The organism is Aestuariispira ectoiniformans (assembly GCF_025136295.1).
Classification (GTDB): Bacteria; Pseudomonadota; Alphaproteobacteria; order UBA8366; family Aestuariispiraceae; genus Aestuariispira_A; species Aestuariispira_A ectoiniformans.
In genome coordinates this window covers 770,413-792,755 of the sequence record NZ_CP062788.1, presented here as the reverse complement: position 1 = coordinate 792,755, position 22,343 = coordinate 770,413, and the positions used below count along the sequence as shown (strand labels likewise).

The 22,343-nt window shown below is 60.4% G+C and carries 21 protein-coding genes and 1 tRNA gene; 10 read left to right on the top strand and 12 right to left on the bottom strand.

The window, feature by feature from the left end; genetic code table 11:
• Window positions 1-86: 86 nt before the first annotated feature.
• The 6 genes from IF205_RS03955 to IF205_RS03930 form a co-directional block, all read right to left on the bottom strand.
• Complete coding sequence (locus IF205_RS03955) at window positions 87-1,016, bottom strand: ornithine cyclodeaminase family protein (protein WP_259781996.1); 930 nt, start codon at window positions 1,014-1,016, stop codon at window positions 87-89.
• Window positions 1,017-1,117: 101 nt separating this feature from the next.
• Window positions 1,118-1,191 (bottom strand) — tRNA-Gly (locus IF205_RS03950).
• A 64-nt stretch (window positions 1,192-1,255) separates the two neighbouring features.
• Complete coding sequence (locus IF205_RS03945; protein ID WP_259781995.1) at window positions 1,256-2,341, bottom strand: M48 family metallopeptidase; 1,086 nt, start codon at window positions 2,339-2,341, stop codon at window positions 1,256-1,258.
• Window positions 2,342-2,343: 2 nt separating this feature from the next.
• Window positions 2,344-3,621 carry a YjgN family protein gene (locus tag IF205_RS03940; RefSeq protein ID WP_259781994.1) on the bottom strand — a complete coding sequence of 426 codons (1,278 nt, stop codon included), beginning with the start codon at window positions 3,619-3,621 and terminating at the stop codon, window positions 2,344-2,346.
• An 88-nt stretch (window positions 3,622-3,709) separates the two neighbouring features.
• Window positions 3,710-5,491: a sensor histidine kinase gene (locus tag IF205_RS03935; protein ID WP_259781993.1), complete on the bottom strand. Its 1,782-nt coding sequence runs from the start codon at window positions 5,489-5,491 to the stop codon at window positions 3,710-3,712.
• A gap of 138 nt (window positions 5,492-5,629) precedes the next feature.
• Window positions 5,630-6,157: a GNAT family N-acetyltransferase gene (locus tag IF205_RS03930; protein ID WP_259781992.1), complete on the bottom strand. Its 528-nt coding sequence runs from the start codon at window positions 6,155-6,157 to the stop codon at window positions 5,630-5,632.
• Window positions 6,158-6,538: 381 nt separating this feature from the next.
• On the opposite strand from IF205_RS03930, the gene IF205_RS03925 reads away from it, so the two are divergent.
• From IF205_RS03925 to IF205_RS03905, 5 genes are all read left to right on the top strand, one after another.
• Window positions 6,539-7,738 carry an ABC transporter substrate-binding protein gene (locus IF205_RS03925; RefSeq protein ID WP_259781991.1) on the top strand — a complete coding sequence of 400 codons (1,200 nt, stop codon included), beginning with the start codon at window positions 6,539-6,541 and terminating at the stop codon, window positions 7,736-7,738.
• Window positions 7,728-9,473 carry an ABC transporter permease gene (locus IF205_RS03920; RefSeq protein ID WP_259781990.1) on the top strand — a complete coding sequence of 582 codons (1,746 nt, stop codon included), beginning with the start codon at window positions 7,728-7,730 and terminating at the stop codon, window positions 9,471-9,473. Before IF205_RS03925 ends, IF205_RS03920 begins: the two co-directional genes overlap by 11 nt.
• Complete coding sequence (locus tag IF205_RS03915; protein WP_259781989.1) at window positions 9,470-10,123, top strand: ATP-binding cassette domain-containing protein; 654 nt, start codon at window positions 9,470-9,472, stop codon at window positions 10,121-10,123. The genes IF205_RS03920 and IF205_RS03915 overlap by 4 nt, the downstream gene beginning before the upstream one ends.
• Before the next feature lie 148 nt (window positions 10,124-10,271).
• Window positions 10,272-11,594 (top strand): methyl-accepting chemotaxis protein, encoded by a 1,323-nt coding sequence (locus IF205_RS03910; protein WP_259781988.1) that lies wholly within the window; start codon window positions 10,272-10,274, stop codon window positions 11,592-11,594.
• A 151-nt stretch (window positions 11,595-11,745) separates the two neighbouring features.
• The gene (locus IF205_RS03905) at window positions 11,746-12,597 is read left to right on the top strand and encodes a 5'-nucleotidase, lipoprotein e(P4) family (RefSeq protein WP_259781987.1); all 852 of its coding nucleotides are present in this window, start codon (window positions 11,746-11,748) and stop codon (window positions 12,595-12,597) included.
• 70 nt (window positions 12,598-12,667) lie between these two features.
• On the opposite strand, the gene cobT is transcribed toward IF205_RS03905, so the two are convergent.
• From cobT to IF205_RS03885, 4 genes are all read right to left on the bottom strand, one after another.
• Window positions 12,668-14,587 carry a cobaltochelatase subunit CobT gene (gene cobT / locus IF205_RS03900; RefSeq protein WP_259781986.1) on the bottom strand — a complete coding sequence of 640 codons (1,920 nt, stop codon included), beginning with the start codon at window positions 14,585-14,587 and terminating at the stop codon, window positions 12,668-12,670.
• A gap of 82 nt (window positions 14,588-14,669) precedes the next feature.
• A complete protein-coding gene (gene cobS / locus IF205_RS03895; RefSeq protein WP_259781985.1) occupies window positions 14,670-15,671 on the bottom strand; it encodes a cobaltochelatase subunit CobS in 1,002 nt (333 codons plus the stop codon).
• A gap of 81 nt (window positions 15,672-15,752) precedes the next feature.
• A complete protein-coding gene (locus tag IF205_RS03890; protein ID WP_259781984.1) occupies window positions 15,753-16,331 on the bottom strand; it encodes a J domain-containing protein in 579 nt (192 codons plus the stop codon).
• Between the two features lie 124 nt (window positions 16,332-16,455).
• Window positions 16,456-17,352, bottom strand: coding sequence for a LysR family transcriptional regulator (locus IF205_RS03885; protein ID WP_259781983.1), 897 nt, complete (start codon window positions 17,350-17,352; stop codon window positions 16,456-16,458).
• A 98-nt stretch (window positions 17,353-17,450) separates the two neighbouring features.
• Between IF205_RS03885 and IF205_RS03880 the strand changes: the two genes are divergently transcribed.
• The 3 genes from IF205_RS03880 to map all read left to right on the top strand — a co-directional run bounded on the left by IF205_RS03880 (window position 17,451) and on the right by map (window position 19,182).
• Window positions 17,451-18,080 (top strand): class I SAM-dependent methyltransferase, encoded by a 630-nt coding sequence (locus IF205_RS03880; protein ID WP_259781982.1) that lies wholly within the window; start codon window positions 17,451-17,453, stop codon window positions 18,078-18,080.
• 105 nt (window positions 18,081-18,185) lie between these two features.
• On the top strand, window positions 18,186-18,401 hold the full coding sequence (locus IF205_RS03875) for a ParD-like family protein (protein ID WP_259781981.1): 216 nt from the start codon (window positions 18,186-18,188) through the stop codon (window positions 18,399-18,401).
• A gap of 1 nt (window position 18,402) precedes the next feature.
• Window positions 18,403-19,182 (top strand): type I methionyl aminopeptidase, encoded by a 780-nt coding sequence (gene map / locus IF205_RS03870; protein ID WP_259781980.1) that lies wholly within the window; start codon window positions 18,403-18,405, stop codon window positions 19,180-19,182.
• 13 nt (window positions 19,183-19,195) lie between these two features.
• Here map and IF205_RS03865 read toward each other — a convergent pair whose 3' ends face one another.
• A complete protein-coding gene (locus IF205_RS03865) occupies window positions 19,196-19,825 on the bottom strand; it encodes a LysE family translocator (RefSeq protein ID WP_259781979.1) in 630 nt (209 codons plus the stop codon).
• 97 nt (window positions 19,826-19,922) lie between these two features.
• On the opposite strand from IF205_RS03865, the gene IF205_RS03860 reads away from it, so the two are divergent.
• Complete coding sequence (locus tag IF205_RS03860) at window positions 19,923-20,510, top strand: SAP domain-containing protein (RefSeq protein WP_259781978.1); 588 nt, start codon at window positions 19,923-19,925, stop codon at window positions 20,508-20,510.
• Here IF205_RS03860 and IF205_RS03855 read toward each other — a convergent pair.
• Window positions 20,507-21,103 (bottom strand): DUF2889 domain-containing protein, encoded by a 597-nt coding sequence (locus IF205_RS03855; RefSeq protein WP_259781977.1) that lies wholly within the window; start codon window positions 21,101-21,103, stop codon window positions 20,507-20,509. The two genes, IF205_RS03860 and IF205_RS03855, sit on opposite strands and share 4 nt — an antisense overlap.
• A gap of 239 nt (window positions 21,104-21,342) precedes the next feature.
• Between IF205_RS03855 and IF205_RS03850 the strand changes: the two genes are divergently transcribed.
• The gene (locus IF205_RS03850; RefSeq protein WP_259781976.1) at window positions 21,343-22,239 is read left to right on the top strand and encodes a LysR family transcriptional regulator; all 897 of its coding nucleotides are present in this window, start codon (window positions 21,343-21,345) and stop codon (window positions 22,237-22,239) included.
• The last annotated feature ends 104 nt before the right edge of the window (window positions 22,240-22,343 follow it).

Here is a 22,343-nt window from a genome sequence, read left to right as displayed (position 1 = left end):
AAAAGGCCGCGCCTCAACGGCGCGACGCTTCAAAACTAATATATCACGACGAAAGTAGCCGAAGCCCTCCCATTGGGCAAGCGCGGTTATCCAGCCGCCTGATAGATCGCCATGGCCGTCATCACATCCAGATGTGCGCCGCCGCCGTTTTTAAAGACGGTGATATCCTCATCGCTCTCGCGGCCCACCTTGCCCGGGACCAGATCATAATAATCGCCGATCACGTCGTCTTCGGTGATCACACCGTTTTCCAGTGGAATGCGAAGCTCGCCGATATCTTCCAGTGTGGTTTCACGGCTGTCGACGAACAGGCGGCCCTTGCGCAGCAATGCGTCGTCGCCTTCACGCATGTCGGGGGTAAAGGCCCCGATCAGGTCCACATGGGTGCCCGGTTTGATCCATTCACCCTTGATGATCGGCTGTTTGGCCATGGTCGCCGACGTCAGGATATCGGTGTCGCCCGCCGCGTCGCCCAGGTCATCCGCAACCGACACCGGGAAACCTTCCGCCGACAGTTTTTCGACCAGTTCCTCTGCCCGCGCACGGGTCCGGTTATAGATTTTGATCCGGTCCAACCCGGGGAAAATCTCGCTATAGGCACGGACCAGATTTTCCGACACCACGCCCGCGCCAACCACCAGCAGGCGTTTGGAATCCGCCCGCGCCAGCAGCTTGGCCCCGAACACGGAATCGCCCGCCGTCTTCCAGTTGGTCACCAGACGACCGTCGACCATGGCATCCAGCGCGCCGGTCTTGTCGTTGAACAGCATCATGCCCGCATGGATGGAAGGCAGGCCATTGGCCACATTACCGGGGAAGACACTGGCGGTTTTCACCCCCAGGGCAAGACCGTCGATCCAGGCGGCGCGGCTCAACAGGCGGTCATCGCCGCGGCTCAGCAGGCTATCCTGGATTTCCGCCCGCGGCAGCCGATGCCCGGCGGCAATGGCCTCCGTCACCTTCGTCCAGGTCAGTTTGCCCGCAACATCTTCCGGACCGATCACTTTTGTTGTCATTGCCTTATCCCAGTTCCTCATTCCCGATGACGACAAGATGCGTCAACAGGACTGCGAAAAGCAACCATGTCTCGGAGATAAGCACTTTTTCCGGGAGGGATTGGAGCGGGTGAAGGGAATCGAACCCTCGTCGTAAGCTTGGGAAGCTTCTGCTCTACCATTGAGCTACACCCGCGTCTCCGCGCTATATAGGACAGGTTTTTGGCGGGCACAAGTAAGAACCGCATGGCGCGGGTCAATCAGCCGCAGAGCGCGCGCACCTCTTTCCATTCCCGTTCCGACATGCTGCGGCCCGTGCCGTGCGTGGCGTTCTTGATTTCTTGCGCGCGGTCTTCAGTTGCCGGATGGCTGGACATCCAGTCCATGTCCTTCGCCCCGCCATTGGCCTCTTCGAGCTTTGTCAGCAGGCCCGCCAGCGGGGCGGCATCCCAATCGGCCTCGGCCATGCTGTCCAGCGCGAACTGGTCGGCCTGGCGTTCCATATCCCGCGAATAGGAGGTGTCGATCAGGGTTTCGGCCACATAGGTGATTGCCGCCCCGCCCGTCACATCGCCCAGGACAAGGCTGATCAGGGCCGCCGTCGCAGAGGACTGGATGACACCGGCCATGCCGTGACGATAGGTGGCATGGCCCAATTCATGGGCCAGCACGGCGACCACCGCATTGGGGTCGTCCGCCAGGTCGATCAGGCCCCGGAAGACCAGAATGCGCCCGCCGGGCAGGGCCACGGCATTGGCAATCGGGCTGTCGACCACGCTGAGGTTGATGTCATGGCCAAAGCCGGTGACCGCCGCCAGATGCTCCACCCGGTCGCGCAGAACCGACAGTCCCGGCCCGTCGCAATAGCCTTTGCCCTTACCCCCGAAAACCTGAAGCAATTGCGGCTCCACCTGTTCGGTGAGCGCAACCTCCCAGGGCCAGGGAACGATCTTCGCCAGTTGGGCGGAAAGCTGGGGAATGATGACGGTGAAGATCACCACGACGGAAACCACCGCCGCCGACCCCCAACCCAGATAGGGCTTCCACCAGCCGCTTTCCCGGCCGGGCCTGGCGTGCAGATCGGCACAGACCGCCTCCAGATGCGCGATGTCATCGGCATCCCGTACCGTCAGCCGCGCCCCCGGACCATGCCCCAGGGCGACGCGGACCTCACCGCTGCCATGGGGGATCGGGACCGCCCGGATTTCCGGCAGTGGCCATTTCGCAACCAGCCCGCCGTCCTGATCCAGGATCGTCAGCGCATTTTCGCTCCACGACAGCCGGACCGCCTGGGCTTTGGCGGTCTTGCCATCGTTGAAAACGGCGGTCGGCTGACGATCATCCATGGTTAAAAGGCCCCTATATCCAGTGCATCCGCAAAGCCTTCGCCGGTTGTCGGCACCGGCCCGGCGTTCTGGACAAGCTCGCTCAAATCAGACGGATTTTCAACCACTGTGCCATGCAGGAAGGTTCGGATCGCCGTGAAGGCAAAGCCCGCCATGGAGATCGTCGAGATCAGCGGCATCACCAGCAGCGTCGAGATCATCCCGAGCCCGATGGCAATGGAAACCCCGGCCAGAGCCATGTCATCCCCGCCACCGAACAATTCACCCGAGAACAGCGCCAGAAGCGAGCCGCCGAAGGGGATTGCCAGGATCAGGACAATCAGGAAGCCGGTCACGATCGCGGACCAGACCAGCGGCCCCATCGGGACCGATGCATACACCCCCACCGAGCCAAGCTTTGTTGCCTCCAGCATCTTGCGATAGGCGAAGACACGGTAAAACAGAAACACAGCCACCAGCAGAGGGGCAATCAGCAACATCCCGCCAAAGGTTCCGATGAAGCTGACCGCCATTATGGTGTCCGAACTGCCGTCCGCGAAGACATCGGACAGGGCGGCCACCATCCCCACCAGGAGGCTGAAGACGAATACGGGGATCACGATGGCCATGGCCGCCAGGAAATAGCATAGCAGGAAGCGGGGGAAGAGCTGCCCACCGGTCAGAGTACAGGTCACCTCCGAACCACCGACTTCCGTCTCGTTCAAACGCTTGCGGATCAGGGCCGCCTGCATCCAGGGATAGGCCAGTCCCGCCGTGATTCCCGTCAGGAACGACCACAGGATCGCTTGCAGGGCATAGTTTGACGCAGACCCCGACATATTGAAGCGGATCGACCGCCAGGAGGTCCGCGTCAGGCGATAGCGCCACATGCGGTAAAAGGCGAAATTGAACAGGAACAGAAGGGCGATGCCGTAGACAAAACTGTAGACCGAAAAGGCCGCCGGTGACGTCACAAGCGCCGAACGAATCAGGCTGTCACCGATCAGAATCGGCAACAGGATCGCCATGGCAATGAGGAAGCCCAGGAACAATTCCTTGACCGTGCCGTGCCATTCGAACCGGTCACCGTCGAATTCGGTCGCGCCCCAAAGGTAACGCCGCAGATGGGTCTTGGCCCAAAAGCGATAAATCCCCAAGGTCAGCAATGTCAGGATGCCGTATTTGAAAACCATCCAGGCCAGCGTCTTGCGCTGTCCGTGAAACTTGAAACGTTGTGGCAGGGCGCGCTTTTCCGGCCCGCCATTGGGCGGCACGGCACCCGCTTCAGGAATGACCCGCATGAAATTGTCCCCTCTTTACCCCGATACCATCATGTTGCCCCTTTAAAGGGATTAATCGAGACATAGAAAGGTTTCAACTGAATTCTGGTCAGGCCGCAACTGCCTGTTGGTCGGGAAATACCAGGCGTGCCCTGGTGCCGGCACCCGGCTCGCTTTCAAGGACAAGCCGCCCGCCATGCAGCGCGACCAGCCCGTTGACCAACGCCAGGCCGAGGCCCGTTCCGGGATATTGCCGCGCAACGCCGATATCGGCCTGTTCAAAAGGCCTGAGGGCCTTCCTGAGCTGTCCTGCGCTCATACCGCGCCCGGTGTCGGAGACCTCGATTTCCAGCGCCCCTCCCTCACCACGGGATGCAGACAACGCAACGTGGCCCGACGGGTCTGTGAATTTAACCGCATTACTCAACAGATTACCCACCATCCGGGACAGGGCTTCCCGGTCGGCCTGGATGATGTCGAGCGTCGGGTCGATCGTCAGCGACAGGTCGATCTTCCGTTCCCGTGCCATGGGTTCCACCAGTCGCATCGACATGCCCAGCACATCGCGCAGGGAAACATCATCCATGGCGAGCCGGACCTTGCCCGCCTCCACTTTCGAAAAATCCAGAAGGTTGTCGATCATCGACATGATCTGGTCGGAGGTCTCGTATATGCGATAGCCGAAATAGGCCAGACGCTCCAGATTGGCATCCGACGGCGACGGGTTGCTGATCAGTTCCGCATATCCCCGGATGGCGCTCAACGGGGTGCGCAATTCCTGGCTGGTCGTCGCCAGAAAGCGCGACTTGACCCGGCTTGCCTCCTCGGCGTCTTCTCGCGCCGATTTCAATTCCTCTGTGATATCCATCAGGCTGCGGGTCTTTTCTGCGATCCGCCCGTCCTGCGCCACCGCCTCTTTTTCCGGCACAACCGACAGCGACCGGGTCAGAACCAGGGCCACAAGCGCGCCAAGAGCGGCCAGCACCGCCGCCACGGCGACAGACAGGCGCAAGGCGCTGTAAAACGCGCCATAACGGGATTCAATCGCCCGCCGCACCATGACATGCCAGTCCGTACCGGGCACGACGGCGGGCGCAAACCCGACGTCACCATCCTCGTAATAGCCGGTCGGCGACGCCCCCACCAACAGGCGGTCCGTAAGAGCGGGACGGGCGTTGAACCGCCGGAACATGGCAAGATCCACCAACTGGCCGTTTTCCTGTCCCTGGAGGAAACGCCAGTCTCCGTTCACCCGGGCGGCAAGGACGGCAAGGCTGCCCTGTGCCTGCGCATGGCCTTGCGCCAGGACGCGGGCCAGTCCGTCGGACGAAAACGATAGAATATCCGTGCCAAGCGGTTCTTTTTCTCCGGGTACACGAATCAACGACCGTACAATCAGACGCCATTGCCCGTTCACGGCAACCGGCCCCGCCACCGTCATCCCCTGTTCCGGGCCGGGCACCGGCGGCCAGAACAACGGGTCAATCCTCTCGCCTACGGAGACCAGCCGGTTATGGTTGGCATCGACGCGCTGAATGCCAACAACGTCCTCGCCCTGGACCAGGGCATCCGTGAGAACCGGGCGAAGCATCGCCTGCACAGCCGTCTTCGTTATCTTGTGCCGGTTATAGTCCTCCAGCACCAGCCGGGCCCGCGTGTCGGCAGCAACCTGAAGCGCCACTTCCCGCAGGCGGTGGCTGTATTCGGCCAGGCTCACCGCCTCAAGCCGCGCGACATGCTCCAGCGCGCTGCGACTGTGGTCCCGTTGTTTCAGGTAAAGGGGATAGGCCAGTACCACCGCCGTGATCATCGCGACGCAAAAAGCCCCGAGACTGGTATAGATCAGAATATTTCGCCGGATTCGTGACGGATTCGAAGGGGCGGTCGGCATGTTGTAGCAATCCCTGGCCAATTCCCCCCAAGGTCACTGCATTGTATCATGCAATTGGTCGACAACCGTTAATAAACCGCTTGTCCCGATGCTGTCCAGAGTCAGTTCGCAGCCAAAGGAAATGTTGCCGCTTTGGCCCTAGGCCTGTCGTTCGATCACAGACGGCACCGGCGTGACCACACCCTCAACCGTCTTCAAAGGCACAGAACCATCCCGTTCGAAATCCAGCGCCATGAAGGTCAGCGGATGAACCGACCCCGGCATTTCCATGGCCACCGCATGGCTTTCCGAAAAACCGAACTGGGTATAATAGGCCGGGTCGCCGATGATCAGAATGCCATCATGCCCCGCCTGCCGCACAGCCTCGATCCCGTGACGCAACAGCGCCTTGCCGACCCCTTTGCCCCGCAACGCCTGTTCCACCGCCAGCGGCCCCAGCAACGGCAGGACCCGCCCGTCCGGCAGTTGCACCGGCCAGAAGCGGAGGCTGGCGACCAGTTCACCGTCGTCATCACGCACAACAAAGCAGAATTCAGGATAGGGAGGGATGCCGTCCCGGAAGGCATAGACGGTCCGTTTGTTCCGGTTGGGGCCGAAACAGGTCTCGATCAGCCGCTCTACAGCAGCAGCATCACCGGTTTTTTGCAGATCAATCAAGTAGGTCATCGGGTCTCTCCCAGTCAGGCATCACATTCATGCCGTCGGAGACCCCCTTGGGCCATCAATCCAGGTTCCGGGCCCTATGGTCGTTCCGAAGGCAACACATCGCGGTCACAGCCGGCTCCTGCCGGTTGCTCTGGCGACGTCGTCGTCGTCGGATGACAACATGTGAGACCATCGGGTCTTTCCCTCGAACCTGTTACGCGGGCCGGGCAAATTTCTGCCGTCCCTCAGTCGCTTCTATAGCAGAACCCTTATCCAGCGCAAGCGACAATTCAATGATAACAACAAGTAACTTTCCTGTGTAACCAAACCATAGCCTGCTGACAAAACTATGTGGTGAAGCTAGTCTCCGCCATAAAGCCAGCTATTGAAGAGGAAGACGGCATGCGCCTGAAATCGTTGATCTTTGCCGCAGCGGCCATGGCCTTTTTGCCCGTGGCGGGGCAGGCTGACGAGGCGGACTGGCCGTCCGTCACCAAGGCCGCCCGGGGGCAGACCGTCTACTGGAATGCCTGGGGCGGCAGCAGCACCTATAACAGCTATATCGACTGGGTCGGCCAGCGGGTCAGGCAAGACTATGGCGTCAAGCTGGTGCATGTGAACCTGGGCGACACGGCAGAGGCCGTGCGCCGGGTGCTGGCGGAAAAGTCCACCGGCCGCGACGAGGACGGCAGCATCGACCTCATCTGGATTAACGGCGAAAACTTCAAGGCGATGAAGGAAGCCGATCTGCTCTACGGTCCCTTCGTGGAAAACCTGCCCAATTTCGCCCTGGTCGATACGGTGGAAAAGCCGACAACGGTCCTGGACTTCACCGTGCCGACCGACGGGCTGGAATCCCCCTGGGGCATGGCGCAGATGATCTTCATCCATGACAGTGCGCGCCTCAAAAACCCGCCAAAATCCATGGCCGCCATCCTGGCGCATGCCCGCGCCAATCCGGGCCGCGTCACCTATCCCGCGCCGCCCGATTTTACCGGCAGCACCTTCCTGAAACAGGCGTTGCTGGAACTGACGCGGGACCGGGACGCGCTGTTGAAACCCGCCGGGGATAATTTCGATACTGTAACAAAGCCGCTTTGGGATTATCTCGACAAGCTTTCCCCCTATCTTTGGCATGAAGGAAAGGAATATCCGCGCAATGGCGGCGCGATGATCCAGATGCTGGACGATGGTGCGATCGACCTGGCCTATTCCTTCAATGTGGGCGCGGCCTCCAATGCCATCGCCGAGGGCCGCCTGCCGGAAAGCGCGCGGTCCTACGTCCTGGACGGCGGCACGATCGGCAACACCCATTTCGTCGCCATCCCCTTCAACGCAGCCCATAAGGAAGGCGCGATGGTTGTCGCCAATTTCCTCATGTCGCCGGAAGCCCAGGCACGCAAGCAGAACCCGGACTACTGGGGGGAGCCGACGGTCCTGTCCATGCACCGCCTGACGCCTGCGGACAAGGCCCTGTTCGACGATCTGCCGCGCGGCGTTGCGACGTTGAGCGCCGGGGAACTGGGCCGTGTCCTGCCGGAGCCGCATCCCTCCTGGATGACCAAAATCGAGGAAAGGTGGCTGACCCGATATGGCAGCTAACTCTGCCGTTGCAACGACGATTTCCACAGGCCAGCAGGTAAGGTCGGGGCGCTGGCTGCGTCTTTTTCCCCTTGTCACGCTGGCCGTCTTTCTGTTGCCGGTCGGCGCAGGGCTGGTCGGCGCAGTCCTGCCCGCCTTCAATTACCTGCCCAGCCTGGGCGGCGAGACGCTGTCGCTGGATGCCTGGCGGAGGCTTTTGGCCTATCCCGGCCTTTGGGACGCAGTGCTTTTCTCGCTTTATACCGGCATTGGCGCGAGCCTGCTGTCCTTCCTGATTGTCTGCCTGTTCTGCGCCTGCTGCTATCAGACGAGGCTGTTTGACCGGATGCGCCGGGTGCTGGGGCCGTTGCTGGCCGTGCCTCATTCGGCGATTGCCATCGGCTTTTTGTTCCTCTTTGCGCCCAGCGGCTGGATCATCCGGCTGATCTCCCCCTGGGCGACCGGCTGGGACCGGCCACCGGACCTGCCATTGGCCCCGGATGCCTATGGCATCAGCCTGATTGCCGCGCTGGTCCTGAAAGAGACCCCCTATCTGTTGCTGATGATGATCGGCGCCTTGCATCAGGCCCCGACCCACCGGACTCTCACCATATCCCGATCCCTTGGCTATGACCGGGTTACCGCCTGGTTCAAGACGCTCCTGCCGCTGATCTACGGCCCCATGCGTCTGCCGCTTTTCGCGGTACTGGTCTTTTCCCTGTCGGTTGTGGATGTGGCGCTGATCCTGACGCCCAGTTCACGCCCGACGCTGGGTGTGCTGGTATTACGCTGGTTCAACGACCCGGATCTCGACTTCCAGTTCCTGGCGGGGGCCGGGGCCTGCCTGCAGGTGATGATGGCCCTGGCCGTGCTGCTCGTCTGGCTGATGCTGGAACGTCTCATCGCAAGACTGGGACTTGGCTGGGTCCGCCAGGGAGGCCGTGGCCGCTTTGAAGCCCCCCTTCGCCGGTTGGGCAGTGGCGGGATCATGCTGGTCCTGATCGCCGGGATTACATCCTTACTGATGCTAGCGCTTTGGTCGCTTGCCTGGCGCTGGCGTTATCCATCCGCCCTGCCGGATCAATGGGGCCTTACCATGTGGATGCGCCATGGCGAGATGCTGACCGGCCCGATGGTGACCACCGTCCTGTTGGGGGCCTCAGCGGCGGGCCTTGCCCTGATCCTCACGCTGGGCTGTCTGGAGACCGAACAGCGCCACGGTTTGCATCCCGGCAGCCGCGCCCTCTGGCTGCTGTATACGCCGCTGCTGATCCCGCAGGCGGCTTTCCTGTTCGGGGCGCAGGCCCTGCTTGGATGGGCCCGGATTGACGGCACCTTCCCTGCCCTGATATGGGGGCATCTGCTTTTTGTCCTGCCCTATGTATTTCTTTCACTGGCGGAACCCTATCGGCGGCTCGACGACCGCTATGCCCGCACGGCGGCCTGCCTGGGGGCGTCGTCGGCGCGGGTCTTCTGGCGGGTCAAATTGCCGATCCTGCTGCGCCCGATCCTGGTTGCCGCCGCCATCGGCTTTGCCGTCAGCGTGGGCGAATATCTGCCGACCATCTTCATCGGTGCCGGACGATATGCCACCCTGACCACCGAAGCAGTCAGCCTTGCCAGCGGTGGTGACAGGCGGCTGGTCGGCCTGTTCGCCTTCCTGCAGGCGACATTGCCCCTGGCGGGCTTTCTTGTGGCCGTGGGACTGCCCGGCTGGATTTATCGTAACCGGCGCGCGATGCGGGGGGGATCATGACCGACAAGACCACCCCGAAACCCAGTCTGATCTTGCGCAACATCAGCATCGAACTGCGGGGCCATCCCCTTTTTGAGCCCATTGACCTGACGGTGAACCCCGGACAGGCAGTCACCATCATGGGGCCCAGCGGTTCGGGAAAATCAACGCTTCTCGCCTATCTCTGCGGCAGCCTCGGCACGGATTTCACCGCTAGCGGACAGGTCGCACTGGGCGCGAAAGACCTGACCACTCTGCCCCCGGAAAGGCGCCATCTGGGGATTCTGTTCCAGGATGACCTGCTGTTTCCGCATCTGTCGGTGGCCGACAATCTGGCCTTCGGCCTGCCGCCCGGCCTCAACAAGGCAGACCGCGAGGCGCGCATTGCAACCGCCATGACCGAGGCCGGTCTGCAAGGGTTCGGCGACCGTGACCCGGCCACATTGTCCGGCGGACAGAGGGCCCGGATCAGTTGCCTGCGCACCCTGTTGTCCGAGCCGGGCGCTTTGTTATTGGACGAACCCTTCTCAAAACTGGATGCGGCCCTGCGCGATCGCTTCCGCCGTTTCGTGTTTGATCAGGCCCGCGACCTTCCCGTAATCCTGGTCACGCATGACCCCGGCGACGCAGAAGCGGCTGGCGGACCGGTGCTGACGCTACAGGCTCATTGACCGGAATCGGAAAAGCGGCCAAATTTGCGCTAAGTCAATGTCTCACGCGATGTGGTCATGTAGATGCCACAGGCTGTACCCGTGTGAGGAACCCAAGTGGATGGCTTGGGTATCATGGCACCGTGTTAATGGGCAAGAGGGGAAGGAAATGAAAATTTCCAATTACAAAATCAGTCTTCTGGGCGTTCTGTTTTCCATCGTGATGATGTCGACCGTCGTTTTCGTCGGCGCGATCTCCTATATCATCATCACAGGGTCGAATACGGTCTTTGACATGGTCTCCGCGCCGGGAGAGCTGAATGTTGCCGCCCTGCAGCATGAACTGGATACTCTGGTGGAATTCACCAACTACAGCCTGGCCGCCATCGTCCTGATGCTGCTCGGCATGGCGATGATGAATGTCTGGTGGACCAGACTGCATCTGGTCCGCCCGCTGAACGCGATGACCAGCTCCATGAGCCGCCTCGCCGATGGACAGCTCGAAACCGATGTGCCTTACCAGGACTGGAAAAGCGAGATCGGTGACATGGCCCGCGCCGTGCTGGTCTTCAAGGAAAACGCCATCCGCGCCAACAAGCTTCAGCAGGAAAAGGAAATGGCGGAAGAAACCAGCAAACGGGAACGCAAGGCGGTCCTGACGAAGCTGGCCGACGATTTCCGCGCCAGCGTGGGCACCGTTGTCGGGACGGTCTCCAGCGCCGCATCACAATTGAACGGGTCCGCAGGCAACCTGTCCGGGGTCGCCAGCCAAAGTGCGGAACGCGCCATGACGGTGGCCGCCGCCGCCGAACAGGCCGCAACCAATGTTGAGACCGTTGCCGCCGCCGCAGAGGAACTGGCCGCCAGCGAACAGGAAATCTCCCGCCATGTGGAGCGCGCCTCCCATGTGGCCGAAGGGGCCGTCACCCAGGCAGAGAAAACCCGTGCGACCGTCAACAATCTGGTCAATGCAGTGGAAAAAATCGACGAGGTGGTCAACCTGATCACCGATATTGCCGAACAGACCAACCTGCTGGCGCTGAACGCGACCATCGAGGCGGCCCGTGCCGGTGAGGCCGGCAAGGGATTTGCCGTTGTCGCCAACGAGGTCAAAAGCCTGGCCAACCAGACCTCCAAGGCCACCGACGAAATCCGCAATCACATCACCCAGATTCAGGGTGCCAGCCAGGCCTCCGCAGGTGCGCTGGCGGGGATCGCCAAGACGATCGAGGAAATCAACGACATTGCCCATGCCATCACCAATGCGGTGGAGGACCAGACCGAGGCCACGCGGGAGATCGCCCGCAATGTGGAACAGGCCGCCATGGGCACGACCGAGGTTTCCTCCAACATCGCCGCGGTAAACCAGGCCGCCGGCGAAACCGGCGACGAAGCCAGACTGATCGTGGATGCCGCCGGGGATCTATTGTCCAAATCGCAGAACCTGGAATCAGAGGTCGGGCGCTTCCTGGAGGATGTGAACGCAGCCTGATTTCAGGACCCGACCACGCCTGACCATTAGGTCAACAAATTCTTGCCAGCATCAGTCGTGGTGCTAATCTGGGCGTCTTCCAAAAGGAAGGCGCCTGTTTTTTTTCGCTTACTGAATAAATGACCAACAGTCACTCAGGGGGAAACTACCCATGTTCCGCATGAAAACCTTGGCCCTTTCCGCCGCCCTTGTCGGGGGCATTGCCCTTGCCGGCGCCGCCCAGGCCGACAGCGCCAAGCCGATGGCCGGTGCGAACGACAATCTGAACGCCACCTACTGGATGCAGAAGTCCGTCGAATACAAGGCCAGCACCATGGCTGCCTACGCCCTTGCCAAACTGCGCCTGGACCAGGCCCTGGCCGACAAATCCTGGACTGCCGTCAGCGAACCGGGCAACGGCTACAAGGATCTGCCGCCCGCCGTCATTCTCGACGTGGACGAAACCGTTCTGGACAACTCCGACTATCAGGCCTGGATGGTCGCCACCGGCAACCATTTCAGTGGTAAGACCTGGGACGCCTATGTGAAGACCGAAACCTCCCGCGTTATTCCGGGATCGCTCGATTTCATCACCTATGCCGCGTCCAAGGGTGTGACCGTCTATTACGTGTCGAACCGCACGGGCAACCTGGAGGAAGCCACCCGCAAAAACCTGAAAGCCCTCGGCTATCCGATCGAAGAGGCCTATGACACCGTTCTCCTGAAAAAGGAGAAGGAAGAGTGGAAATCCTCCAAGAAAGGTGTCCGCCGCGCCCATGTCGCCAAGGACCATCGCGTTCTTCTCCTGATCGGTGACAACTTGGGTGACTTCGTGGACGGCTATAAAGGCGACCGCGCCAAGGAATACAGCAGCAACAAAAGCCATTGGGGCAAAGACTGGATCATGCTGCCGAACCCGACCTACGGTTCCTGGGAAGCAGCCTCCTTCGGCTTTGACTACAAGAAACCCAGCGACCAGAAGCGCAGTGAAAAAACCAACAAACTGAGCATCTGGAAGCAGTAACCGATAGATCACTGCAGATTGCGAAGGCGGCCCGGATTTCCGGGTCGTTTTTGTGTGTCCTCATGCACGATCAGAAAGACGGCGACTTGCCCTGGGATGCGCCTCTCTTGCGTGCCTCGACCCGGCCACGGGGCATGGAGACCTCGTCCTCGAACAGGTCCGCGAGCTGTTCCATCATGGTGCCACCCAACTGTTCCACATCGACGATGGTCACCGCGCGCCGATAATAACGGGTCACGTCATGGCCGATGCCGATGGCGACAACCTCGACCGGCGACTTGGTCTCGATATAGTCGATCACATCGCGCAGATGGCGTTCCAGGTAGTTGCCCGGGTTGACCGACAGCGTACTGTCGTCCACCGGCGCCCCGTCGGAGATCACCATCAGGATGCGGCGTTCTTCCGGGCGGGCCAGCAGGCGCTGATGCGCCCACATCAGGGCCTCGCCGTCGATATTCTCTTTCAGCAACCCTTCGCGCAGCATCAGGCCCAGATTACGGCGACCCCGGCGATAGGGTTCGTCGGCGGCCTTGTAAACGATATGGCGCAGGTCATTGAGACGGCCCGGATTGGCGGGCTTGCCGTCGGCGATCCATTGTTCGCGGGACTGGCCACCCTTCCAGGCGCGGGTAGTAAAGCCCAGGATTTCCACCTTCACGCCACAGCGTTCCAGCGTCCGTGCCAGAATATCGGCACTCATCGCCGCAATGGTGATCGGACGGCCCCGCATGGAACCGGAATTATCCAGCAGCAGGGTCACGACCGTGTCGCGGAAATCCGCTTCCGTTTCCCATTTGAAGGACAGCGCGTGCAGCGGATTGGTAACCACGCGGCTCAACCGGCCGGTGTCCAGCATGCCTTCTTCCAGGTCGAAATCCCAACTGCGCTGTTGCTGGGCCATCAGGCGGCGCTGCAGCCGGTTGGCCAGCTTGCCAATAATGCCCTGCAGATGGGTCAACTGCTGGTCCAACATCTGGCGCAGCCGTTCCAATTCTTCCGGATCACAGAGGTCTTCCGCCCGGACCACCTCGTCGAACCCCTGCGTAAAGATGCGATAGAAGGCTTCGTTACCGACATTGGACAGGTCGTTTTCGGGGCGCCATTGTTTGCCCATCTCGCCGGCCTCTTCGGAACCGGGCGCAGGCATCATATCTTCAGCCAGCATCTCGTCCAGCATGTCGCCGATATCGGAATCCATGCTGCTGTCGCTGTCGCCCTGTTCGGACGAACCGTCATCCATCTGGGACTGCTGGTCGCCCTGCTCGCCGTTTTCCTCGTCGCTGCGGGCCTGGTTGTCCTGCATCTCCTCGGTTTCGTCGCTCTGGTCGGACTCGTCGCTGCTTTCAGACGACTCGTTCATGCCCATGTCGACATCCATATCCTGGATCAACTGGCGGGCGGCCTTGGCATAGGCATCCTGGTCATCCGTCACCGGAACCAGATTTTCCAAAGCTTCAGAAATTTTCGTTTCCAGATAAGGACGCCAGAGTTCCACCGCCTGCATGGCCGACGGCGGCGGCGTCATACCGGTCAGACGCTCACGCGCCAGCATGCGCACCACTTCCGGCAGGGTGGCCTCGGTACGTTCCGAGATACGCTGATAGCCAAGCCTCTGGTAACGCTGTTCCAGGGCCTCGGCCATATTCTGGCGCGCCCCTTCCATATGGCGCAGACCAACCGCCTCTACCCGCGCATCTTCCAGCGCGTCGAACAGGACCGGTGCCACGTCGCCGGTCGGGCGGCGCGACATATGCAATTGCTGATCGTGATGCGCCAGTTTGATCGCAAGGCCATCGGCCTCGCCACGGGCGCGGGCCAGATCATCGGCGGGCAGGTCACGGGCCGGGAAAGGCAGGCGGGCGCGTTCCCCGGTCATATGGGCCGGTTCCGTGCCATAGGACACTTCAATATCCAACCGGCCGGAGATCGCCCGGAAAGCCGCCGCATTGCAGCGTTTGAATTCCTCTAACCGATCATTGGAATCGCTCATTACCGACCCTTTTCACCACCTGTATCCGCCCTCGCCCATAGCCCCCTCCATCAAGGAGAGGGCGGGCGCGGGTAACCCTGCCTTAGCTCAACTGGACGCCGACCGAATGCGGCAGTTCCTCGCCAAAGCAGCGCTGATAGTATTCCGCGACAATCGCGCGTTCCGTCTCATCACATTTGTTCAGGAAGGTGACGCGGAAGGCGAATGCCGGGTCCTTGAAGATTTCGGCATTTTCCGCCCAGGTGATAACCGTACGCGGGCTCATGACGGTGGAGATATCGCCGCTGATGAAACCGGCGCGGGTCATATCGGCCAGTTGTACCATCGCGTTAATCTGGTCGCGGCCGTCATTGCTGTCATATTCCGGCAGCTTGGCGAGCAGGATTTTGACCTCGTCGTCATGCGGCAGATAGTTCAGCGTGGACACGATCGACCAACGGTCCATCTGGCCCTGGTTGATCTGCTGGGTGCCGTGATACAGGCCGCTGGTGTCGCCCAGGCCGACCGTGTTGGCGGTGGCGAACAGACGGAAATATTTGTTCGGGCGGATCACGCGGCTCTGGTCGAGCAGGGTCAGGCGACCCTCTTTTTCCAGGACACGCTGGATCACGAACATCACGTCCGGGCGACCGGCGTCATATTCGTCGAAGCAGATTGCGACCGGACGCTGCAGCGCCCAAGGCAGAATGCCTTCCTGGAATTCGGTGACCTGTTTGCCGTCACGCAGGACAATTGCGTCCTTACCGACCAGGTCGATACGGCTGATATGGCTGTCCAGGTTCACACGGATGCAGGGCCAGTTCAGGCGTGCGGCCACCTGTTCGATATGGGTGGATTTACCTGTACCGTGATAGCCCTGGATCATCACGCGGCGGTTATAGGCAAAGCCCGCCAGGATCGCCATGGTCGTGTCATGGTCGAACTGATAGGTGGGGTCCACCTCCGGCACATGGTCGGAACGCTCGGAGAAAGCCGGAACCATCATGTCTGAATCCAGATTGAAGGTCTGGCGAACGGACACTTCCATGTCGGGGGCATCCAGTTGATCGGTGCTCACCACCGCCGTATCGGTCATTGCAGTCATGGTCCTGTCCGGCTCCCTACTTAAACAACAATAATCCCAAAAAAACTTGTCGGTTCCGGCGGGTTTTTGCCGGACCCAGTCCTAAATAGCCTCGTCCACCGTGTTTTGCATCAGATTTTTCTTCAAAACCGTGTAGGCATGGTTGATCACCTTGAGGCGGTTTTCCGCCTCCTGATCCTGGCCATTCAGATCGGGATGCAACTCCTTCGCCAGCGCCTTATATCTCACTTTAAGCGCCTCCATGGTCAAAGGTTCCTGCAGCCCCAAAATCTCTAACGCTTCCAGGGTCGGATGATCAACCGCTGATTTCGTCTCTTTTTCAGCCCCGGACTGCCTGTTTCTTCGGATTTCGTCGAAAACGTCGAACGGATCGTCAAAATCCGGCTGCGCCTTATGGGCCGCCCCCTTGGACCCCATGGGCCAGGTCGGCCGCCCCCAGCAGGCATCCTCGCGCGCCAGCCGGTCCATCGCATCGGGCGCCATACCCTTGCAGAAATTCCAGTTGGCATTGTATTCGCGCACATGCGTCAGGCAGAACCAGTAATAGTCGCGCAAGGCCTCATGCGACCGGGGCGCACGATGCACCCCCGCCTCGCTGCAATCGGGATGATCGCAGGCCCGGGGCTGTGGTTTCGCCCCAAGTTTGTATTTTTCACTCAATGGCCTTGGCATGGCATAAGTATGGTGCGATGCAGCGGATGCTTCAAGGGACAGAAAGCGGCAAGGACCGGTGCCAGACGGGAAAAATTGTCACCCGTACAATACCAGACGGACCCAAACCGGATTATCGCCGGTCCCGGCCGATTTCCTCGGCCAGGAAATCGAAGACAATCCGCACGCGCCTGCTGGTCCTGAGTTCGCGATGGGTGGTCAGCCAGATCGGCACCACGAAGGGTTCCATATCCGGCAGAATCCGTTCGACCGTCGGTTCCGCGTCGCCGATCTCTGCCGTCATCACGCCGATGCCGACACTCTGTTTGACCATCTCCCATTGCACGGCGTGATTATCAATCAGGATCGGAAAATTCCGCAACGTCAGGCCCAAACCAACGGTATTCACAGCGGCCAGCATTGTTTCGATGCCGTCAAAGCCCAGGAAATCCGCATGTTGGAAGCCATCTACCGTGGTCGGGTTGCCAATTTCGCGCAGATAGTCGGGCGTTGCATAGAAATAGGCTTCCGTTTCGTGGATCTTGCGGGCGATCAGGTCCGGTTCTTCCGGCCGGAAATGGCGGATCGCGATATCGGCCTCCCGCCGCCGCAGGTCGCTGGGTTTGTTGGAGGCGATCACACGGATCTCGATACCCGGCTGCTCCCGGCGCAGCTTCCCGATGATCGGGGCCAGGCTGTAGGTGGCAAAACTGTCGCTGGCGGAAATACAGATAGAACCCTCGATCTGTTGCGACTGGCCCGCCGCTGTCAGGGAAACCTGATTGGCCGCCTCGCCCATGGCGCGGACATGGTCCACCAGTTCCCAGCCCGACGGCGTCAGGACCAAATCCCGGCCGACACGCTCGAAAAGCACCACGCCCAGTTCCTGCTCAAGTGCGCTCACCTGACGGCCCAACGTCGGCTGCGCCACCCGCAAGGCCCGTGCCGCCGCCGACAAGGACCCTTCCTCCGCGGCAACGAGAAAAGCACGTGCTCTGTTCCAGTCAAAGTTGATCGCTCTCCAATCCATGCAAATATGCATATATAACTTCCGAATTTAGGCAATTCAAAAAATCAGATTTGCATGGAATACCGCATGAAACCGTATTTCTCGAAAAGGATGGGACGTTGAACGACGCCGAAGCATTCTGGAACAAGGTAGCCTTCAAATATTCCAGGAAACCAATCAAGAATATCCACGCCTATAAGCAAACCATGGAGCGCACCCGCAGCCATCTGTCGAGACAGGACAAGGTTCTGGAAATCGGCTGCGGCACCGGCAGCACCGCCCTGCTGCTGGCGGATTGCGTCGGCACCATCACGGCCAGCGACGTTTCCGCTACCATGATCGCAATCGGGCTTGAAAAGGCTGCCGACCACGACGTCGAAAACATCGAGTTCCGGCAGGCAACCCCCTTCGACCCCTGTTTCGACGAGGAAATTTTCGACGCGGTACTGGCCTTCAACATGCTGCACCTTCTGGATGACGTTCCGGCGGCAGCCGCCCGGATCAACAGCCGTCTGAAACCGGGCGGACTGTTCATCTCCAAAACGCCCTGCCTGGCGGGAAAGGCCTGGCTGTTCAAACCGCTGGTCTCCGTCATGCGGTTGTTCCGTCTTGCCCCGCCGGTCACCTTTCTTTCGATCCCGCAACTGGAAGGATACCTCAAAGATGCCGGTTTCGAGATCGTCGAGACAGGCGACTACCCTGCCTCCCCGCCCAACCATTTCATTGTGGCAAGAAAGCCTGGCGACTGATCCCGACGCCAGAGTGCAGAGACATCCGAATTCTGATTGATTTAAATATACGATCCATATATTAATCGTATATAGATCGTATATAAATTCTGTCAGGAGAATGTCTTGGGCATCGTAAAGATTGATGAGGACCTGCATGAGAAGGTTCGCCGGACAAGCACCGTCATGTGCCGTTCCATCAATGCACAGGCCGAATTCTGGATGAAGATCGGCATGCTGAGCGAGGCCAACCCGACCCTGTCTTTCAATGAAATCGTGGAAATGCAGGTCAAGGCCGCGCAGGAGCCTCTCTCCGCTGACAAACAAATATCGGCGGCGTGACATGGTCAAAACACCGGATGAAATCGCGCTGATGCGCGTATCGGGTAGATTGCTGGCCTCCGTCTTCGAGATGCTGGACGGGCAGGAGCTTGCCGGCATGTCCACCATGCAGGTCAACGACATGGTTGACCGTTTCATTACCGGGGACCTCAACGCGCGACCGGCGAGCAAGGGACAATATGGTTTCAAATATGTCCTGAACTGTTCGATCAATCATGTGGTCTGCCATGGCATCCCCGACCATGACGAGATCATCCGGGACGGCGATATCATCAACCTCGACATCACGCTGGAAAAGAACGGCTTTATTGCGGATTCGAGCAAGACCTATGTGATCGGCAATGCCTCGCCTGCCGCGCGGCGGATTGTGCAGATCGCCCAGGCGGCCATGTGGAAAGGCATCAAACAGGTGCGGCCCGGCGCCACCCTTGGGGATGTGGGCTTTGCAATCGAACGCCATGCCAAACGGAACGGTTGCGCCGTGGTGCGGGAATATTGCGGGCATGGCATTGGCCGCGAGATGCACGAGGAACCGAATGTGCTCAATTTCGGCAGGCGCGGAACGGGCCTGACGCTGCGCGAGGGCATGGTCTTCACAATTGAACCCATGGTCAACCAGGGCACCCGCAACGTCACCACCGAAAGCGACGGCTGGACGGTCGTGACCAATGACGGCAAGCTCTCCGCCCAGTTCGAACATACGGTTGCCGTCACGAAGGATGGGGTGGAGGTCCTGACCCTGCGGCCCGACGAGGCACCGATGTTGGCGCGCCGGGCCTGATCGCCATAGACGCCTAATCGCTGGTCAGCGCCAGCCGCAGCCCCAATCCCATCAGGATCGACCCGCCCGCGCGCCGCGTCCAGAGCGTCGCGCGCGAGGAGCGGTTGAGCGCGCCTGCCACCGTTGCGGCCAACAGCACACAGACGATGTCAGCCGAGGAAAACACCAGATTGGCAATCGCGCCCAGGGTCAGCAACTGTGCCCAGACCGGCAGGCTGGCGGCAGGATCGACAAATTGCGGCAGGAAGGCAATGAAGAAAAGCGCCGTTTTCGGGTTCAGCACCTCCACCGATACGCTTTGCAGGAAGGCGCGTCCGGGGGAGTGCGTTGCCGCCTGCGCCACCAGTTTCATTTCCGCCTTCTGGATCAGCATGGAAATCCCCAACCAGATCAGATAGCCCGCCCCGGCCAGCTTCACGACCAGGTAAAGGGTCGGCACATGGATGAAAATGGCCGAAAGCCCGAGAGCCGCCGCAATCACATGCACATAACAGCCGGTATGAATGCCAAGCGCCGCAAAGAGCCCCGCCCGTCGCCCGCGCGCCAATGTCTGGGCGGAAGCATAAAGCAGCGCCGGGCCCGGCATATAGGCAAACAGCATTGAGGCAATCACGAAGGACAGCAGCACATCCCAGGACGGCATCGGAGGGTCCCCTCTTGGCAAATAAATCCGCAGCTTGCTAGGATCAGCCAGAACCGACCGGCTTTCAACACCCAATCTTCCGGGAATAATCCTGCAAATGGCCCCTTTGGACAAAGCGACCCTCGCCGCAATCACCGACGACCTGAACTATCTGAATATGGGGGAGCTGAAACAGCTTTGCCGCACATTCGGCCTGCCCAGCGCCATTCACGCGGAAATGCCGGACGGCAAGCTGAAAAAGACCGGCGAAGCGGACCGCAAAGGCATTATCCTGGACCGTCTGCGGCACTATCTGGAAACCGGTGACATCACGGAGCCAACGGTCTTTCCGGCCCATGTCGTGGCCGGGCCCGACGCCGCGCCCATCGGCCCGAACAGCCCCGTGCTCTACGGCCAGTATAAGAACCGCGACGCGCAAATCCTGACCCTGATGCAGGAATTGACGAACGGGCAGTTCAAATTCGGCGCCATCGCCCAGGAATTCCTGCGCGAGGTCTGGACCAAAGGCGAGGCCCCGACCTATCGCGAATTCGCCCACCTCTGGCTAGCGGCCCGCGACGCCCATCAAAACCCCAACCCCGAATGGGCCTATCTCACCGACCGCAAAAAAGACGGTCCGGACAAAGACTGGAAAAAACTCCGCCAGGACAAGGCGGATGCGGTTATGAAGAGGCTTCTGGATTAGCCCTCCACCGTTTCCTTTTCGCCTTCATAGAAATCGGAATGGAAGTCGCGCACGACTTCCCCGTCCAGCGCCAACGCGTGGCAGGTGCCCAGATGGGGCGGACGTTTGCGCGGGGCGTCGGGATCGCGTTCGGGCACGGTCTGGCCGATCAGTTCCTTACCATAGCGGTTGGAGGCAAAGATCGTCTGGAAAGCGGTCGTGGCAATCGGGCCCAACAGTTCGGTCAGATGGGTACAGCCCGCCGTGCCGCCGAACAGCTTGCGCGTGATGCCGGTGAAACCGGGCCGGATCTGATGGCCGATCAGTTGTTTGTAATCCGGGTTGATCGCCGCGCAGGTGTTATAGGGCGCGTGGTCGGTGGAGGCCTCTGCATCCCGGATGGTGAGCGTATCGTCCAGGGTCAGCCGCAGCCACATGTTGTGGATCGGCTCGCCCGGCGTGATCTCACCGCGATGGGCACTGGTAAAGCCATAGGTCTTCACGTCCGTCATATGGCCTTCGATATCCCAAAGGCCGTCTTCACGGATATAGCCGAAACACTCCACCCGCCGGGTGTGGATATGATGGCGCTTCACCGGCTCGCTCAAGGGCATGGCGGCTCGCTCCTGTCCTGTGATCCCATTATGCCAAGTCTGGCATTACCTTTTTCTTGTATATGTATATGGCCATAATTGTGCAGCGCGTCAAATGGCGACACACGTCACAGCAGTTGTGAACGCACCCTACAACTGGTGCCAAGGTCGTGCCCTGTCAGTAAAATGACGCTTGCCCGGTAGGTTTATCCGGCGCATCACACTAGACTGGCGGTAGACGGAATACAGGGGGATGGCCGGTGGATTTAAGACAGCTTGAGTTTCTTTGCGCGTTGGCGCGGGAAAAGCATTTCGGCCGCGCGGCGGATGCCTGCGCGGTGACCCAGCCAACCCTGTCCGCACGCATCCGCCAGTTGGAACAGGAAATGGGCATGCCGATCGTCAACCGGGGCAGCCGCTTTGAAGGCTTTACCCCCGAAGGCCGCCGTATCCTGGCCTGGGCACAGGGCATCGTGCAGGATGTGAACGGCCTGCGGGCGGAAATTTCACTGGCGAAGGGGCCTGCCTCGGGCCGCCTGCGGGTGGGCGTTATCCCTTCGGCCCTGACCCGCGTTACCCTGTTGATCAGTGAGCTGCGCGGCGAGAACCCGGATCTTTATTTCGACGTGCGGTCCCTGTCGTCGCGCGCCATTGAAACCGGCCTGCGCGAGGCAACCATGGACCTGGGCGTCAGCTACAGCCGCCATCTGTCCTTCAAGGCCTATGAAAGCGTCTCGCTGTATCAGGAAAGCTATCGTTTTCTCTTTGCCCGCCATGCCTATAGCCCCGACGGCGACAGCATCGGGTGGGAGGAAGTGGCGGAAAAACCGCTCTGCCTGTTGACCCGCAATATGCAGAACCGGCGCATCGTCTCCGGCGTCTTTGCCGAACTGGGCCTGACGGCAGACCCGGTGATCGAGACGGATTCCTTCACCCATCTGTTCAGCCAGGTCGCCACCGGCGAGGTCTTCAGTGTCGTACCGGAAGGATATCTGCAGGACCCGATGTTTGCGGATTCCCTGGGGTCGATCGCCATCGGCGACCCTGTGCCAACCAACCCGGTCAGCCTTTTCGCCCTGCGGCGCGACCCGCAATCGCCGCTGATTTCGCTCGCCCTTCGCAAGGCGGAACAGATGCTTATGGGCAATGCCACCTGACACCAAACACCTCCGATAGACAGTGTCTATCGCACCATGACAACTAACAATTGGACGCACCGTCCCAATGCAGGGAAAAGAGCCTGAGTATCGACCTGCGTTAA

Coding starts and splice junctions, on each gene's coding strand:
- IF205_RS03930 (WP_259781992.1), bottom strand. CDS start 6,157: ATGACCTACTTGATTGATCTGCAAAAAACCGGTGATGCTGCTGCTGTA.
- IF205_RS03865 (WP_259781979.1), bottom strand. CDS start 19,825: ATGCCGTCCTGGGATGTGCTGCTGTCCTTCGTGATTGCCTCAATGCTG.
- IF205_RS03885 (WP_259781983.1), bottom strand. CDS start 17,352: ATGGATTGGAGAGCGATCAACTTTGACTGGAACAGAGCACGTGCTTTT.
- IF205_RS03905 (WP_259781987.1), top strand. CDS start 11,746: ATGTTCCGCATGAAAACCTTGGCCCTTTCCGCCGCCCTTGTCGGGGGC.
- IF205_RS03945 (WP_259781995.1), bottom strand. CDS start 2,341: ATGGATGATCGTCAGCCGACCGCCGTTTTCAACGATGGCAAGACCGCC.
- IF205_RS03955 (WP_259781996.1), bottom strand. CDS start 1,016: ATGACAACAAAAGTGATCGGTCCGGAAGATGTTGCGGGCAAACTGACC.
- cobT (WP_259781986.1), bottom strand. CDS start 14,587: ATGAGCGATTCCAATGATCGGTTAGAGGAATTCAAACGCTGCAATGCG.
- IF205_RS03855 (WP_259781977.1), bottom strand. CDS start 21,103: ATGCCCTTGAGCGAGCCGGTGAAGCGCCATCATATCCACACCCGGCGG.
- cobS (WP_259781985.1), bottom strand. CDS start 15,671: ATGACTGCAATGACCGATACGGCGGTGGTGAGCACCGATCAACTGGAT.
- IF205_RS03920 (WP_259781990.1), top strand. CDS start 7,728: ATGGCAGCTAACTCTGCCGTTGCAACGACGATTTCCACAGGCCAGCAG.
- IF205_RS03860 (WP_259781978.1), top strand. CDS start 19,923: ATGGCCCCTTTGGACAAAGCGACCCTCGCCGCAATCACCGACGACCTG.
- IF205_RS03910 (WP_259781988.1), top strand. CDS start 10,272: ATGAAAATTTCCAATTACAAAATCAGTCTTCTGGGCGTTCTGTTTTCC.
- IF205_RS03940 (WP_259781994.1), bottom strand. CDS start 3,621: ATGCGGGTCATTCCTGAAGCGGGTGCCGTGCCGCCCAATGGCGGGCCG.
- IF205_RS03935 (WP_259781993.1), bottom strand. CDS start 5,491: ATGCCGACCGCCCCTTCGAATCCGTCACGAATCCGGCGAAATATTCTG.
- IF205_RS03925 (WP_259781991.1), top strand. CDS start 6,539: ATGCGCCTGAAATCGTTGATCTTTGCCGCAGCGGCCATGGCCTTTTTG.
- map (WP_259781980.1), top strand. CDS start 18,403: ATGGTCAAAACACCGGATGAAATCGCGCTGATGCGCGTATCGGGTAGA.
- IF205_RS03915 (WP_259781989.1), top strand. CDS start 9,470: ATGACCGACAAGACCACCCCGAAACCCAGTCTGATCTTGCGCAACATC.